The following is a 13,456-nucleotide window of genomic DNA, read 5'->3' as shown; positions in this document are numbered from 1 at the left end:
GGGATGGGCCACAGGCAATTAACCATAACAATTTCAATGCGGGAAAGGGCACTTTGACGGCATGCAGCCGGCGACGAGACCCGCTGGAAAACGCCGAATAATTTCCGCCACCTTAACAAATTCATTAAACTTTAAACAGTTGCAGAACACAACTGGAACAGATAGTGTTTGTTCTGGGTTTGTTTTTCTGATTCTGGTTTCAGGTACCCTGGGGGCCGCCATGCTGACGCGCAAGCAACACGAACTGCTGATGTTCATCCATGAACGCCTCAAGGAAAGCGGCATTCCGCCATCCTTCGACGAGATGAAGGAGGCGCTCGATCTTGCCTCCAAATCCGGGATTCACCGGCTGATCACGGCTCTGGAGGAGCGCGGCTTCATTCGCCGGCTGCCCAACCGGGCACGCGCGCTGGAAGTGTTGCGGCTGCCGGATTCGATCGCTCCCGGCCTCAACGCGGCAAAAAAGTTCTCGCCGAGCATCATCCAGGGCAGTCTTGGTCAAGGCGGCCTTGGCCGTCAGGTCAAGCCGGCGCCTTCGCGGATGTCTTCGGCCGGCAATGACGACGACGTGGTCTCCGCCATTTCGATCCCGGTGATGGGCCGCATCGCGGCAGGTGTGCCGATCGATGCCATCCAGCATCAGACGCACTCGATTTCTGTGCCGCCGGACATGATCATGGGCGGCGAGCACTATGCCCTGGAGGTCAAGGGCGACTCGATGATCGATGCCGGCATCTTCGACGGCGATACCGTCATCATCCGCAATGCCGATACGGCGAGCCCTGGTGAAATCATCGTGGCGCTGGTGGATGAAGAGGAAGCAACGCTGAAGCGGTTCCGCCGCAAGGGCGCCTCGATTGCTCTCGAAGCCGCCAATCCAGCCTATGAAACCCGTATTTTTGGCCCGGACAGGGTCAAGGTGCAAGGCAAGCTCGTCGGCCTGATCCGCCGCTACTGAGGTGGCTGCGGTTTAACCACTGGCTTCTCGGGTTTCTTGAAGGGCGGCAGTCCCCTCGCCTCGCGTGAGAATTTGCGTTGCACATGCCAGGGCCGGTAGGGCCTGTCCACCGCGAAGCTGACGGTTGCCGGCGTGGTCGCCGACTGGCGATCGAAGAAGATGGCAGCGCTGCCTTTGCGAGCCAGTTGTCGCTTGGTGATGACGAGAACCAGCGGATTGTGACAGGCGTCATAGGCCGTCGCGTCATTGACAACGATCAGCTCGGCAAAGCCGCAGGCTTTCCAGGTGTCTTTTCGGTCTTCGACATAGGCAATGATCGCACCGGACGTGTGCCTGGCCAGACAGACGCCCGAGGTGCAATAGAACGGCGATCCCGGCGGCAGTTCCGGGGCATCCGCGATCTCGAATTGCCCGTCGCCCTTGTCGAACACCTCCGGCACGACGATGGTTTCGGATGTCAGTGCGCGTTTCCAGTTGTCGACCGTGAATTCGTTCGGCCGTGCGCGGCTGACGGCGAGCTCGCCGCCGCCGATCGGCAACGCAACCAGTCGGGCGTCCTCCGAGATCAGCACGTCCGGCGTGCGCGTATCCGAGAAGGTCAACAGGCCAACAAGCGCGAAGGGAAGAGCCGCAAGCCGCAGCCACGTCGTCGCCATCGTCGCGATGACCAGGGCAATCGCCACCAGCAGCACGGACTGCTGCGAAATCAATCCGACCCCATCGACAGGTGAACGCTCGGAAATCCATCCGGACATGGCGATCATCGCCGTCAGGCCCTTGCCCATCACATAGAGAAAGGGACCATCGGCGCCAAAGGGCATCGCCAGCGCACTGAGGACGGCAAAAGGCATGACAACCAGTGACACAATCGGCATGATGGCCAGATTGGCGAACAGGCTGAGCGGCGACACGCGCTGAAAATGCCAGATGGCAAACAGCGCCGTGGCGCTGCCGGCGATGATGGATGTCATGGCCAAGCCTCCCGCCGCCAGCAGGAATTTTCGCGTCAGGAAGCCAGGCAAGGATCGCTTTGGCGGCGGCGGTCTGGTTTTCCCCGCACGATGATCCGACCAGCCGGCATAGGCGCCGACAAGTGCTGCGGTCGCCGCGAAGGACATCTGGAAACTCGGGCCGACCACCTCATGCGGCGACACCACAATGACGGCGATCGCCGAGATCGCCAGATTGCGCATGGTGAGTGCTGCCCGATCGAACAGCACGGCAATCAGCATCACCGCCAGCATGATGAAGCTGCGCTCGGCGGCAACGACGACGCCAGAGATGATGAGATAGGCGGCGATCGAGAACAGTGCCGCGGCGGCTGCATATTTCTTGACCGGACGGCGCGCGGAAAAGTCCGGGAACAGGGCGAAGGCACCGCGCAGCAAACCCATGATGGTGCCGGCGACCAGCGCCATGTGCAGCCCGGAAATGGAGATGATGTGGTAGATGCCGGTACGCCGCATCGCTTCATTGATTTCATCGGGAATGCCGGCGCGTACCCCGACGATCAGCGCAGCGGCGATTTCGCCTTCGGCACCACCGACGCTGGCCCTGATATGGTCGGCAATCGCTTCACGGGCATTTTCCACGCTGGAGGAAAGGCGGGCCGACAGCGGCATGTCGCCGTCATCGGTGACGACAAGCTTTGGATTGCCGAGAAAGAACCCGCTGCCGCCGATGCCTGCGAAATAACTGTCAAAGGAGAAGTCGTAGCTGTCCGGCCGCACCGGACCGGTCGGCGGCAACAGCTTGGCATATCCAGTGATCAGGGACCCGGCGATTATGTCTGTCGGGATCTTTCTTGCCGAAAGCCGCACCCGCTCCGGCGCATAGCGCAATTTCGGCCTTGCGGTCGACGTCACGTCGATGGTCAACCGGATGCGGCCGGTCTCCATCCGGTCGAGCGAGACGACCCGGCCGGTCACCTGCGTCGAGATTTCCGAACCCAGCATCTGCGTGCCCGCGCGCCACGTCTCGACTTTTGCAGCAAGCAGCCCGAGCGCGCACAAAAGTACCGCCATGAAGCACAGATGAGTCTTCGGCCATGAACGCGAGACAAGCGCACAGAGCCCCGCAAGGGCGACGACCGCGACGGGTTTTGCTAAGTCGGGCTCTGCCGCCAACGAGAAATAGCCGATCGCTCCGATCGCCAGGCAGACCGGCACCAGCAGGAAGGTCACGCCTCGGTCGAGTTCCAGGACCGCTGCTGTGGCCACGCTATGGCGCAGGCGAGGCAGTGATACCAGGCCGATTTGCCGGCGCACGCGCACGATCCTGCCGGTTTCGGCAACTGGAACAGAGGCGGCGGCATCCGCTTGTAACGGCGATTTGCCGGGAGCCGGCGCAAGGGTCGACGGTGGCGGCAGCGGGGCTGGCAGAGGCGCAAAAAGGGACCGTTCGCTGACGCCAATGACAGCGTCCTCGCCCTGATCCGAGCCCCAGCCTCGTCCAGCCATCGGGTCTGCCCCTTGCGCCCTCGACACCCTATGCTACATGAACGCCAACCGCGCGAAAGTCCGCGCGACACCACCCCGCTTCAGATGGTTTCCGAGAGTTCCATGTCCGACAAGGTCGTCACCCGTTTTGCCCCCTCGCCCACCGGCTACCTGCACATAGGCGGAGCGCGCACGGCGCTGTTCAACTGGCTGTATGCAAAGCACACTGGCGGCACGATGCTGCTGCGCATCGAGGACACTGACCGCGAACGCTCCAACGAAGCCGCCACCGCTGCCATTCTCGACGGACTTTCCTGGCTCGGCCTGACCTGGGACGGCGAGCCGGTGTCGCAGTTCGAGCGTGCGCCGCGCCACCGTGAGGTGGCCGAGGAACTGGTGCGTATGGGCAAGGCCTATTATTGCTACGCGACGCCGGCCGAGCTGGAGGCAATGCGCGAGGCCGCCAGAGCCAAGGGCCTGCCGCCCCGCTATGACGGCCGCTGGCGTGACCGCGACCCCTCAGAGGCGCCTGCGGGCGCCAAGGGCGCCATTCGCATCAAGGCGCCGACCGAGGGCGAGACCATCGTCCATGACCGCGTCCAGGGCGAGGTGCGCTTCCCCAACAAGGATCTCGACGACTTCATCATCCTGCGTTCGGACGGCAACCCGACCTATATGCATGCCGTCGTCGTCGACGACCATGACATGGGCGTCACCCACATCATCCGTGGCGACGACCATCTGACCAATGCCGCCCGCCAGACCGTGATCTATGACGCCATGGGCTGGGACGTGCCGTCCATGTCGCATATCCCGCTGATCCACGGCGCCGATGGTGCCAAGCTGTCGAAGCGGCACGGTGCGCTTGGCGTCGAGGCCTATCGCGCCATGGGCTACCTGCCGGAGGCGCTGCTCAACTACCTGGCGCGTCTCGGCTGGAGCCATGGCGACGACGAGATCATGTCGATCACGGACATGATTTCCTGGTTCGACATCGGCGATGTCAACAAGGGCGCGGCCCGCTTCGATTTCGCCAAGCTGGAAGCGATCAACGGTGCGCATATGCGCCGCATGAGCGATGCCGAGCTGTTCGATATCTTCATCGCCACCCTGCCCTATCTGGAGGGTGGCCCGGCAATGGCCTCGCGCTTGAACGACGCCAACAAGGCGCAGTTGCTGGCAGCACTTCCGGGCCTGAAGGAGCGCGCCAAAACGCTGGTCGAACTCGTCGATGGCGCAGCCTTCCTGTTTGCCACGCGACCGCTGCCGATCGATGACAAGGCCGCCCTTCTGCTCAATGACGATGCCCGCAAGATCCTGCGCGGTGCTCACGAAGCTTTGAACGGGCTTACAGGTGACTGGACGGCCGCTGCAGCGGAGGCCACGATCCGCGAGGTTGCACTCGCTGGTGGCCACAAGCTCGGCGCCGTGGCCCAGCCTTTGCGCGCCGCTTTGACCGGCAAGAGCACCTCGCCGGGCGTGTTCGATGTGCTCGCCGTGCTCGGCCGCGAGGAAAGCCTGGCGCGCATAACCGATCAAATCGATTAGGAGCAAACTGGCCCAAGAAGATTGGCATTGAAAGGCGGGTTTCGCAGTGCAACATTAGGCCTTGGCCCAATCTGGCACGCACCTCCTGAAATGCGGTGGCGAATACGCGCATTGCGGTGATTTCGACGTGTCGCTTTGCAAGATTTTGCCTTTGCCGGCATGAGGAAACAACAAGGAGTTTGCAATGACCGAAGCTGCGAAAAAACTGGATTTGGGCGGCAAGACCCAGGAGGCCACGGCAACGCTTGAATTCGCCGGCAAGACTCACGAATTCAAGGTGCGAAGCGGTTCGGTCGGGCCTGATGTCATCGACATCGCCTCGCTCTATTCCACCACCGGCGCCTTCACCTACGATCCCGGCTTCACCTCGACGGCAAGCTGCGAATCCGAAATCACTTTCATCGACGGCGACGCCGGCATCCTCTTGCACCGCGGCTATCCGATTGACCAGTTGGCCGAACACGGCGACTTCCTCGAGGTCTGCTATCTCCTGCTCTACGGCGAATTGCCGACCAAGGCGCAGAAGGACGATTTCGATTACCGCGTGACGCGCCACACCATGGTGCATGAGCAGATGTCGCGCTTCTTCACCGGCTTCCGCCGTGACGCGCATCCGATGGCGGTGATGTGCGGCGTGGTCGGCGCGCTGTCGGCCTTCTACCACGACTCCACCGACATCTCCGACCCTTACCAGCGCATGGTCGCCTCCATGCGGCTGATCGCCAAGATGCCGACGATCGCGGCGATGGCCTATAAATACCACATCGGCCAGCCCTTCATTTACCCGAAGAACGAGCTGAATTTCGCTGCCAACTTCCTGCACATGTGCTTTGCCGTGCCGTGCGAGGAGTACAAGATCAATCCAGTGCTGGCGCGCGCCATGGAGCGCATCTTCATACTTCACGCCGATCACGAACAGAACGCCTCGACCTCGACCGTTCGTCTCGCCGGATCGTCGGGCGCCAACCCGTTCGCGTGCATCGCTGCCGGCATCGCTTGCCTTTGGGGCCCGGCGCATGGTGGCGCCAACGAAGCGGCGCTCAACATGCTGGGCGAGATCGGCCATGTCGATCACATCCCGGAGTTCATCGCCCGCGCCAAGGACAAGGACGACCCGTTCCGGCTGATGGGCTTCGGCCACCGTGTCTACAAGAACTACGATCCGCGCGCCAAGATCATGCAGAAGACCGCGCACGAGGTTCTGGGCGAGCTTGGCATCAAGGACGATCCGCTGCTCGACATCGCCATGGAACTGGAAAAGATCGCGCTGACCGATCCCTATTTCATCGAGAAGAAGCTCTACCCGAACGTCGACTTCTATTCCGGCATCACGCTGAAGGCGCTGGGCTTTCCCACCACCATGTTCACCGTGCTGTTCGCGGTCGCCCGCACCGTCGGCTGGATCGCGCAGTGGAAGGAGATGATCGAGGACCCACGCCAGAAGATCGGCCGCCCGCGCCAGCTCTATACCGGTGCGCCGGAGCGTGACTATGTGCCGATCGCAAAGCGGTGATCGAGGCTTTCTGGATTGAAAAAGGCGCCCGTCAGGGCGCCTTTTTTATGTGACGCAGCACAATGCCCGCCGCGATCTCGCCGGAAGGCTTGTTGGTCGCCATGCGCCGCGTGATCTCGGCGAAGCCCTGCTTCTGCCAGGCGCGCATCCCACTGTCTGCAAACAGCGCTTCCAATTGCCGGGCCAGATTGTTCGGCTTGACATACTCATTGTAGAATTCCGGAATTAAGGCTCGATCCGAGATCAGATTTGGCAGCAGCGCCGACCAGACGGACAGCAGGTAAGGCGCCACGACTCGGGCGACGGGATCGAGCCTGTAGCAGGAGACCATCGGCACACCGGCCAGCGCCAGCTCCAGCGATACTGTCCCGGACGCGATCAGCGCGGCATCGGCTTTGCCGAAGGCCTGCCATTTGCGCTGGGAATCGACGATGACCTCAGGCTTCTCATCCCAGCGGTTGACCGCGGATTTGACGAGGTCGGCGACATGCGGAACCGTCGGCAGCAGCAGGCGCAGGCGATGCCCGCGCGCGCGCAGCATCGACACTGTCTCGCCGAACGGGTCGAGCAGGCGCCGCACCTCGCCGCGCCGCGAGCCGGGCAGGACGAGCAGCGTCTTCACGCGGTCCGCGGCAAGATCGCGCGGCAGGTCCTGCGTCTTGGCCGCGGCGAGCACGCCCGCGTCGTGCGTCAGGCGATGCCCGACATAGGTGCCCGGTGGGCCGCCCAGCCGCTCGAGTTCCTTCACCTCGAACGGCAGGATGCAGAGGATATGGTCGACATAGGGCTTCATCGCGACAGCCCTGCCCGGCCGCCATGCCCAGACGCTCGGGCAGACATAATGGATGATCGGGATCGATGGATTGGCCGCCCGCACCTTTTTGGCGACGCGCAACGAAAAGTCCGGGCTGTCGATGGTGACGAGGCAGTCCGGCTTTGCGTCCGCGACGGTCCTGGCCAGCTGACTGATCCGCCGCATCAGGCGTGGCAGGTCGCGCAGGATGGCGCTGAAACCCATGAGGGCGATCTCGCCGGCATCGAATGGCGATGCCAGTCCCAGCGCCTGCAAATGGCGGCCGCCGAGGCCGACGAGTTGCACCTCGCGCCCGGTAGCCTGCTTGAGCGAACGCACGATGTCGGCGCCGAGCAGATCGCCGGACTCCTCTCCGGCAACGATCGCGATCTTCAATGCCCTGTCAGCCATTGTGTGGCTCCGTCGCGGCAGGCAGACCAATGACGAACAGACCGAGTGCGTTGGCGCGCGCGATGGTTTCGGGGCCTTCGAGAACCAGCGAACGTCCCGCCTCGACGGCAATGCCGGCAAGCCCGGCCGCATGCACGGCTTCGACCGTTTGCGGGCCGATGGAAGGAAGATCCGCGCGCAGTTCCTGACCGGGCTTGGCGCACTTGACCAGCACGCCGCGGGTCTTCCCCGCAATACGGCCATGGCCGCGCAGCAGCTTCGCACGATCAAGCAGTCCGGCCGTCCCCTCGATGCCTTCCAGCGCGATCGTTCGACCGCCGACCGCGATCGCCGCCTGGCCGATATCCAGCGCGCCGATGGCCTTGGCCGCTGCAAGGCCTGCCTCGATGTCGCGCCAGTCCGATTTTCGCGGCTCGGCCTTGGTCAGGACACCTTCGGCAGCGACAAGGTTTGGCACGATTTCATGCGCCCCGACAACCTTTATTCCACGCGCTTCAAGGCCCCGTGCCAGGACCTTCAGCAGGCCATCGTCGCCACGCGCCAGGGCCGCGACAACAACCGGTATCACTGCGAGCAGGCTGAGACTTGGACGGAGCTGTGTCAGTCTTGGCCGGCGCTTGATCTCGCCGGCAAGCACCAGATGGGTGATCCGGTGCCGCCTCAGCAACGGTATCAGCGAGCCGATACCTTCCAGGGCGAGGCTGTCATGCTCATATCGGGAGAGTTCCGCCATCCGGTCGACCTCGCCTTCCATCAGAATGACGAAGGGTGGATAGCCTTGTTCAGCCGAACCGGCCGCGACTTCGACCGGCAGACTGCCTCCGCCGGCGATGATGCCGACCCTGGAGCCCGGCGAGAGATCAAGACGCGCCGCCGCTGCCTCAGTCTTCGTCATCGACATCGTCGCCATCGCCGCCCTTGAGCGACGGCACAGCATAGTGCCGCTTGCCGCGACTGGTGATGAAATCGATGATCTTCATGGCGGTCGACGACGACGCGAACTCCGCCTTGGCGAACTCGATGTTCTCGCCAACGGTGCGGGAACGATCGAAGATCATCCTGTAAGCCTTGCGCAGCACAAGGATTTCGGACCTCGGCAGGCCGGAGCGCTTCAGGCCGATAATGTTGAGGCCGCGCAGACTGGCGCGGTTGCCGACCGCGATGGCATAGGGAATGACATCGCCGACGATCGCGGAGCAGCCGCCCAGAAAGGCGTTGTCGCCGATGCGGACAAACTGATGCACAGCGGTCAGACCGCCAATATAGACGTTGTTGCCGACCTCGCAGTGGCCGCCCAGTGTCGCGCCATTGGCGAACGTGGCATTGTTGCCGACGACGCAATCATGGGCAATGTGGGCGTAGGCGAGGAAATTGCCATTGTCGCCGACGGTCGTCTCGCCACGGCTGGAATCGGTACCGAGATGCATGGTCACGCCTTCGCGGATCGTGCAGTTCTTGCCGATAACCAAGGTGGTGCGACCGCCCTTGTGCTTGGTGTTCTGCGGCGGTGCGCCCAATGTCGCCATCGGGTACACCTTGGTCGAGGCACCGATAGTGGTCGCGCCCATCACCGAAACATGACTGACCAGTTCGACGTCATCGCCGATCACCACATCGGCGCCGACGTGGCAGAACGGCCCGATGCGCACACCTTGGCCGATTTGGGCGCCTTCCTCCACAACGGAGGAAGCATGGATGGATGTCTTGATTTTCATAAGCATTCGATCGTCAGTCGCTGGTGACCATCATGGCTGAAATCTCGGCCTCGGCCGCCTTGGCGCCGTCGACCATGGCTTCACAAGCGAATTTGAGCAGGTTGCCGCGTTTCTTGATTTTCTTGACATAGATCTTCAACTGGTCGCCGGGAACGACCGGTTTGCGGAATTTGGCGTTGTCGATGGTCAGGAAATAGACCAGCGACGGCTTTTCAGTGCCAAGGCTGCGGATGCAGATGGCGCCGGCGGTCTGCGCCATCGCCTCGACGATGAGCACCCCCGGCATGACCGGCTGCTCGGGGAAATGGCCCTGAAAATGCGGCTCGTTTATGGTCACGTTCTTGATGCCGACCGCGGACTCGTCGCCGTCGATATCAACGATTCGATCGATCATCAGGAACGGATAGCGATGCGGCAGGAGCTTCATCAACCCCATAATGTCGACCGCTTCCAGCGTCGTCGACGCGATCATGTCAGCCATTGCCTCCCTCGCCCTGTTTGCGGGTCCTGGCGAGCCTGCGCAGCATGGCTATCTCCCGCATCGCTTCCGCCATCGGCTGTGCCGGATAACCGCCCCAGATCTCGCCTGCAGGGACATTGCTCATAAATCCACTTCTGGCGGCAAGCTTGGCCCCGGACCCGATGGTCAGGTGATCCGCCAGCCCGACGCCGCCGCCCATGGTGACATTGTCACCCACGACCACGGAACCCGAAATACCCGAAAGCCCGGCTATTATGCAATTGCGGCCGATGCGGACGTTATGGGCGATCTGCACGAGATTGTCGATCTTGGTGCCCTGGCCGATGATCGTATCCGACATGGCGCCGCGATCGACGGTGGTGTTGGAGCCGATCTCGACGTCGTCCTGAATGACGACACGGCCGATCTGCGGCACGCGTTCGGGGCCCTTGGCGCCGCCGACGAAGCCAAAACCATCCTGGCCGATCCTGGCACCGCCGTGGATGATGACACGGTTGCCGATCAAGGCGTACTGGATGCTGACGCCCGGACCGACATAGCCGTCGCGGCCGATCTGGCATGATTGTCCGATGACGGCGTTGGGCGCGATGACGGTACCGCTGCCGATCGAAGCACCTGGCCCGATGACCGCGCCGGCCTCGATGACGGCACCGGCTTCGACATGTGCGGTCGCATCGACATGAGCGTGCGGCGAAACCCCGGTTTCACTGGTCATCGGCCCTGGCGTCGCGGCCCTTGGAAACAGCAGACGCCCAACCAGCGCGAAAGCCTGCTGCGGCCGCGGATGAACAAGAACGGCAATGCCGGCCGGCGCCTTGCCGGCAAATTCCGCCGGGCACAGGACCGCGGCCGCCCGCAATGACGGCATCAGCGCGGAATTGCGCTTGCCGTCGACAAAGACGAGCGCATTCTCGCCGCCATCGCTGGCCGGCGCGAGCGCCTCAATAGAAATATCGGAGTGGCCGGAATCGACAAGCAGCGAGCCGGTCAGATTCGCGACTTCGCCCGCCGTATACCGGCGTGATGGCGCGAAGAACACCGGATCGGTCATTCCAGAAGCTATATCCAGCTAGGTCGGAACATTTCTCCCGGACCTGAAAGACCCGGGAGCATCGTTAACCGCCGATCAGAAGCGGGTCGATATGCCGAAGTTGAATTCCTGCACGTCGTCGGACGCTTCCTTCTTGACCGGGATCGCATAGTCGATACGGATCGGGCCGAACGGCGACGCCCACATCAGGCCGAAGCCGACCGAGGCGCGCAGCTTCATGCCGGTAGAATCCTGATTGACCAAGCCGGTGGCAACCTTGCTGCCGTAAAGTGTCGCCGCGTCCGCAAAGACCGCGCCGCGCAGACCGAAGCTCTCAGGAATGACCGGCAGCGGGAACTGGGCTTCCGCGGAGGCATTGAAATAGGTGGTGCCACCCAGATGGTCGCCGCTGGTACCGGACGCGACCGGGCCGATGCCGCCATAAGCAAAACCGCGGATCATGCGATCGGTGCTCTGGAAGTGATCGAATACGCGCAGGTCGCCGTCGCTGCCGTAGCCCTCGACATGACCGGCACCGCCCGAAACGAGACCAACCAGATCGTACTGCTCCGACAGCGTCTGATAGATGCTGCCGCGCCCCGTGACCTTGACGAACTTAGCGTCGCCGCCGAGGCCCGCCACTTCCACTGTCGTGTTGGCGTAGATACCCTCGTGTGGGTTCTTCATGTCGTCGATGGTGTTGTAGACCAGCCCCAAGCTAACCGAAGACTTGATCCACGGGCTTTGCTCTATGCCATCCAGGATAGCGGCGGAAACATCGCACTTGAGGGGGTCATAGATGCCAAGGGTCACGCAACCATCATCCAGCTTATATTTCTCTTGCGAGATGTTGTAAGCCAGTTGTGTCGTGATGCTGTTGGTGATCGGCAGGCCGAAGCGCACCGTCGCGCCCAACGTATCGCTGTCGTAGTTGTCGTAATTTCTCGTCTGCTTGAAGACGTCGAAGCCGGCGGCGATGCGCCGTCCGAGGAAATAAGGCTCTGTAAACGAAATGCTGTAGTCGCGCGAATTCTTGCCGCCGCCCGCCGACAGCTTGATGAACTGGCCACGGCCGAGGAAGTTGCGCTCGGTGACCGATCCTTCGACCGACGGACCGGCCGTGTCACCACCGGTCGAATAACCGGCACCGACGGAGAATTCACCGGTCGACTTCTCGACCACGTCGACCACCAGCACGACCTGGTCGGGCTGCGAGCCCGGCGCCGTCGAGATGTCGACTTTGTCAAAGTAATTTAGGGCTTCCAGGCGCTTCTTCGCACGCTGGATGAGCACCTGATTGAAGGCGTCGCCTTCGCTGACGTCGAACTCGCGGCGAATGACATAGTCACGCGTGCGATCGTTGCCGCGAATCTCGATGCGCTCGATATAGGCCTTGGTGCCCTGATCGACCGTGTAGACCACAGAAATGGTGTGGTTCTCGAAATTGCGGTCGCCGCGTGGCGTCACCTGCGCGAAGGCGTAGCCGGAACCGGCCACCTTCTCGGTCAGCGCGATGATGGAATCCTCGACGTCCTTGGCGTTGTAGACGTCGCCCTTTTGGGTCTCGACCACCGATTCCAGCGACTTGCTGTCGACTTCCGGGATCGTGCTTTCGACGCTGACGTCACCGAATGTGTAGCGGTCGCCTTCCTGAACGGTGATGGTGACCGTGTACTTGTTCGTCGCGCTGTCGAGCTCGCCGACAGCGGACACAACCTGGAAGTCGGCATAGCCGTGATTGTAGTAGAAGCGGCGCAGCAGTTCCTGGTCGGCGCGCAGCTTGTCGTCGTCATAGACGTCGTCGCGCAGGACGAAGGAAAGCCAGGACGAACGCTTGGTATTGATGACATCAGACAGGCGGCGGCTGGAATACGCGCTGTTGCCGACGAAATTGATAGCCGCGATCTGCGTGCGATCGCCTTCGGTGATGTTGAAGACCACGTTCACGCGGTTGTCGCCGAGCTGCATGACCTGCGTGGTCACGGTCACATCGTCGCGGCCAATCCGCTTGTAGGCGGCCTTGACCGATTCGACGTCGGCATCGAGCGTTGCCTGCGAGAACGTTCCACGCGGCTTCAGCTGCACCGCCATCGCCAGCGCATTGTCCTTGAGCTTCTTGTTGTTCTGGAACAGCACCTGGTTGACGACCTGGTACTCGGCAACCTTGACCACCAGCGTCGAGCCGACCTGGTTGATCTGCACATCCGAGAACAGACCCGTGCCGAACAGCGCCTTGACCGCACTGTCGATATCGGAGCTGGAGAAGGCCTTGCCCGGCTTGATGGTGATGTAATTGCGGATGGTGTCAGCGTCGATACGCTGGTTGCCGCTGACTTCGACTCTGCTGACGACAGCGGCTTCGGCCGCCGATGTGGCAACGAACTGCACTGCGAGCGCGCCTGGCACGACAAGAGCCGCGGACAGGGTCACCGCGGACGCGGCGCTCAGAAACTTGGATGCTGCCTTCATCGGGCTTAATAACCTTTTCTCGTAGTCCCCACGGCGAGAAAACCGGACGTGCGGTAATTTCCCCTACCGTATTAACCGGATTTTCCCTACACGCAAGGCT

The 13,456-nt window shown here is 62.2% G+C and carries 10 protein-coding genes; 3 read left to right on the top strand and 7 right to left on the bottom strand.

The annotated features are described in order from the left end of the window. The first annotated feature begins 220 nt into the window (after positions 1–220). On the top strand, positions 221–958 hold the full coding sequence (gene lexA, locus ACZ89F_RS13765; RefSeq protein ID WP_476097278.1) for a transcriptional repressor LexA: 738 nt from the start codon (positions 221–223) through the stop codon (positions 956–958). On the opposite strand, the gene ACZ89F_RS13760 is transcribed toward lexA, so the two are convergent. Further along, positions 952–3,417 carry a ComEC/Rec2 family competence protein gene (locus ACZ89F_RS13760; protein WP_476092388.1) on the bottom strand — a complete coding sequence of 822 codons (2,466 nt, stop codon included), beginning with the start codon at positions 3,415–3,417 and terminating at the stop codon, positions 952–954. The two genes, lexA and ACZ89F_RS13760, sit on opposite strands and share 7 nt — an antisense overlap. Before the next feature lie 102 nt (positions 3,418–3,519). Between ACZ89F_RS13760 and gltX the strand changes: the two genes are divergently transcribed. Together gltX and gltA are read left to right on the top strand one after the other, a co-directional pair. After that, a complete protein-coding gene (gene gltX / locus ACZ89F_RS13755; RefSeq protein WP_476092387.1) occupies positions 3,520–4,944 on the top strand; it encodes a glutamate--tRNA ligase in 1,425 nt (474 codons plus the stop codon). Positions 4,945–5,128: 184 nt separating this feature from the next. Then, positions 5,129–6,457 carry a citrate synthase gene (gene gltA / locus ACZ89F_RS13750; RefSeq protein ID WP_476092386.1) on the top strand — a complete coding sequence of 443 codons (1,329 nt, stop codon included), beginning with the start codon at positions 5,129–5,131 and terminating at the stop codon, positions 6,455–6,457. A 31-nt stretch (positions 6,458–6,488) separates the two neighbouring features. Here gltA and lpxB read toward each other — a convergent pair whose 3' ends face one another. The 6 genes from lpxB to bamA form a co-directional block, all read right to left on the bottom strand. Continuing rightward, complete coding sequence (gene lpxB / locus ACZ89F_RS13745) at positions 6,489–7,661, bottom strand: lipid-A-disaccharide synthase (RefSeq protein ID WP_476092385.1); 1,173 nt, start codon at positions 7,659–7,661, stop codon at positions 6,489–6,491. After that, the gene (locus tag ACZ89F_RS13740) at positions 7,654–8,571 is read right to left on the bottom strand and encodes an LpxI family protein (protein ID WP_476092384.1); all 918 of its coding nucleotides are present in this window, start codon (positions 8,569–8,571) and stop codon (positions 7,654–7,656) included. Before ACZ89F_RS13740 ends, lpxB begins: the two co-directional genes overlap by 8 nt. Beyond that, positions 8,543–9,376 (bottom strand): acyl-ACP--UDP-N-acetylglucosamine O-acyltransferase, encoded by an 834-nt coding sequence (gene lpxA / locus ACZ89F_RS13735; RefSeq protein ID WP_476092383.1) that lies wholly within the window; start codon positions 9,374–9,376, stop codon positions 8,543–8,545. The genes ACZ89F_RS13740 and lpxA overlap by 29 nt, the downstream gene beginning before the upstream one ends. Positions 9,377–9,389: 13 nt before the next feature. Beyond that, positions 9,390–9,857 (bottom strand): 3-hydroxyacyl-ACP dehydratase FabZ, encoded by a 468-nt coding sequence (fabZ, locus tag ACZ89F_RS13730; RefSeq protein WP_027036657.1) that lies wholly within the window; start codon positions 9,855–9,857, stop codon positions 9,390–9,392. Next, positions 9,850–10,908: a UDP-3-O-(3-hydroxymyristoyl)glucosamine N-acyltransferase gene (gene lpxD, locus ACZ89F_RS13725; RefSeq protein WP_476092381.1), complete on the bottom strand. Its 1,059-nt coding sequence runs from the start codon at positions 10,906–10,908 to the stop codon at positions 9,850–9,852. Before lpxD ends, fabZ begins: the two co-directional genes overlap by 8 nt. 75 nt (positions 10,909–10,983) lie before the next feature. Continuing rightward, positions 10,984–13,356 carry an outer membrane protein assembly factor BamA gene (gene bamA, locus ACZ89F_RS13720; RefSeq protein WP_476092380.1) on the bottom strand — a complete coding sequence of 791 codons (2,373 nt, stop codon included), beginning with the start codon at positions 13,354–13,356 and terminating at the stop codon, positions 10,984–10,986. Between the last annotated feature and the right edge of the window lie 100 nt (positions 13,357–13,456).

This window comes from Mesorhizobium sp. USDA 3734 (genome assembly GCF_056279665.1).
Note: the sequence above shows the minus strand (reverse complement) of the source record. Positions and strands in the feature narration are given on the sequence as shown.

What these genes read in the sequence shown, in the direction of transcription:
- bamA (WP_476092380.1), bottom strand. Translation starts at nt 13,356, where the DNA reads ATGAAGGCAGCATCCAAGTTTCTGAGCGCCGCGTCCGCGGTGACCCTG.
- gltX (WP_476092387.1), top strand. Translation starts at nt 3,520, where the DNA reads ATGTCCGACAAGGTCGTCACCCGTTTTGCCCCCTCGCCCACCGGCTAC.
- fabZ (WP_027036657.1), bottom strand. Translation starts at nt 9,857, where the DNA reads ATGGCTGACATGATCGCGTCGACGACGCTGGAAGCGGTCGACATTATG.
- lexA (WP_476097278.1), top strand. Translation starts at nt 221, where the DNA reads ATGCTGACGCGCAAGCAACACGAACTGCTGATGTTCATCCATGAACGC.
- ACZ89F_RS13760 (WP_476092388.1), bottom strand. Translation starts at nt 3,417, where the DNA reads ATGGCTGGACGAGGCTGGGGCTCGGATCAGGGCGAGGACGCTGTCATT.
- lpxD (WP_476092381.1), bottom strand. Translation starts at nt 10,908, where the DNA reads ATGACCGATCCGGTGTTCTTCGCGCCATCACGCCGGTATACGGCGGGC.
- lpxA (WP_476092383.1), bottom strand. Translation starts at nt 9,376, where the DNA reads ATGAAAATCAAGACATCCATCCATGCTTCCTCCGTTGTGGAGGAAGGC.
- gltA (WP_476092386.1), top strand. Translation starts at nt 5,129, where the DNA reads ATGACCGAAGCTGCGAAAAAACTGGATTTGGGCGGCAAGACCCAGGAG.
- ACZ89F_RS13740 (WP_476092384.1), bottom strand. Translation starts at nt 8,571, where the DNA reads ATGGCGACGATGTCGATGACGAAGACTGAGGCAGCGGCGGCGCGTCTT.
- lpxB (WP_476092385.1), bottom strand. Translation starts at nt 7,661, where the DNA reads ATGGCTGACAGGGCATTGAAGATCGCGATCGTTGCCGGAGAGGAGTCC.